Below are 1,868 nucleotides of genomic sequence, written 5' to 3' on the forward strand. Positions count from 1 at the left end.
GAAGCCGAGTAGTCCGTCCGAAGCTGCACCGCAGAGGCCATGGCGCGAATCCTCCCCGCACCATGGAATCAGCGATCGCACTCAACCGAAAGCCCCTGAGAGTCACCCTCAATCGCCGTTGGTATAATCTGCATGCAGGAGGTGCCCCGAACGGCGTCTTCTTTCCGGCCACCGTGATTTCCGGCGTGACGCCAAAAATGCGGGCCTACCGGGAGGAAATCTTCGGGCCGATCGTATCGATCTCTACTTTTTCTTCCAACGACCAAGCTGTGGCCATGGCCAATGACACCGAATATGGCCTTTCGGCAGGAATTATCACCCGATCGGTCACGTGCGGCAAGGCCATTGCCGACCGGTTGCGGGTCGGCCTCGTTCACGTCAATGATCAGACGGTGAATGACGACGGCTTCATGCCCATGGGCGGCCAGGGCAATTCAGGCAATGGATCACGCCACGGAGGACCCGCCAACGTGGAGGAGTTCACTCAGTGGCAGTGGTTGACCATAAAGGATGCCCCTACAGAATACCCATTATGACCCCAAAGTGGATTCGTTGGCAAAAAAGTGTGCTGATCTTGCTGCGGAGCCTCCTCCTCCTTGATATTGGCCTGTGCCATTCGGCGTATAGGCAGGGCAGAAGGTAGCCAGCGGAACAGATCAGAAAAATAGATATTTATAATAGTTTACATCTGCAAAACAGATATCTCAGTTCCGGACCAAAGCGTGGAATTCCTGGCGTACCCAGGCCAGGCACTCATCGGCTGCGTTGAAGGAGTGCCATTGGAGACATTCCACGACATCTGGAATATCGATGGGACAGGGAATGATGCGAATAGGCAGGACACGAGAGAAAATCTGCGCAAGACGTTCATGCATCACGGCCAGACGGTCGGTTCCCGCCAGCATGAAGGGCATGGCCAGAAAAGACCCCACCACGGCATCGATCTTGCCGTCGCCGCCGCGCTGCTTAATGAACCAAGTTTCATAAGACGGCATCATTGATGGAAATTTCACGGTAACGTGCCGCGCGTCGAAAAACTCCTGCTCGCTTATGGTCTCACCAAACTTTGCACTGTTCGCCCAGACCGCAACGCAATAGCGATCACTGAAGAGCGGCTCGGAAGGGTGATCCAGCGACAGATAGCGCTGCGGCATCAGGAGGAGGTCGATATCGCCCCGCTCCAGCCGCTCGCGGGGCCGATCGAGCGGCGGCTCGATCACGAAGGACAGACGGGGGGCCTGCGCATTGATGAAGCGGATGGCATCGGTCAGGGCAACGACGGCCACAAAATCCGAAGTAATCACGCTGATCTGGCGTTCGGCTGTTTGTGGGTCGAAGCCCGGCTTCTGGATGATGGTGCCGTCGATCTGGACAAGGGCGCTGCGGACCCGATCCGAGAGCGTAGCCGCCCGCGGCGGGAGGACCATCTTACGTCCCACCTGCACCAGCAGTTCATCCCCGAAATAGTCACGCAACCGCGCCAGCGCTCCGCTTGTTGCAGATTGGCTCAGGCACAGAATATCCGCCGCCCGGCTGACATTGCGTACCGTCAGCAGCACGTCGAGCGCAACCAAAAGGTTGAGGGTCCAGACCCTTGAAACGCAAGGCATTCCCATCGACGAGACAGCATCTTGCGCTCCAAGCTATCGGTGAATCAGATAAATTAGAAGGGCATGTTTCCCGGGTCTGCGCTGGCCGGCAGCATCCGACATTACCACCTCCGGGGATGCCATCGCGCTTAAGAGACCGTTTGAGAATGGGTTGAAGTGCCGGCTGCGGCGTGATTCAAGCTCGGGATGTGGACCCGAGAGAGCCGTGGCCGGATGGCTGGATTTGAGCGACGAGCGAAGCGCTACCCGACCGATTTG

The 1,868-nt window shown here is 57.6% G+C and carries 2 protein-coding genes; one reads left to right on the top strand and one right to left on the bottom strand.

The window, feature by feature from the left end; translation table 11 throughout:
- The coding region (locus FBQ73_RS15910) for an aldehyde dehydrogenase family protein (protein WP_138400487.1) at positions 1-536 on the top strand (536 nt) is incomplete at its 5' end.
- 168 nt (positions 537-704) lie between these two features.
- On the opposite strand, the gene FBQ73_RS15915 is transcribed toward FBQ73_RS15910, so the two are convergent.
- Positions 705-1,574 (bottom strand): LysR family transcriptional regulator, encoded by an 870-nt coding sequence (locus FBQ73_RS15915; protein ID WP_170218931.1) that lies wholly within the window; start codon positions 1,572-1,574, stop codon positions 705-707.
- Positions 1,575-1,868 lie beyond the last annotated feature (294 nt).

It is taken from the genome of Xanthobacter autotrophicus, from assembly GCF_005871085.1.
Classification (GTDB): domain Bacteria; phylum Pseudomonadota; class Alphaproteobacteria; order Rhizobiales; family Xanthobacteraceae; genus Xanthobacter; species Xanthobacter autotrophicus.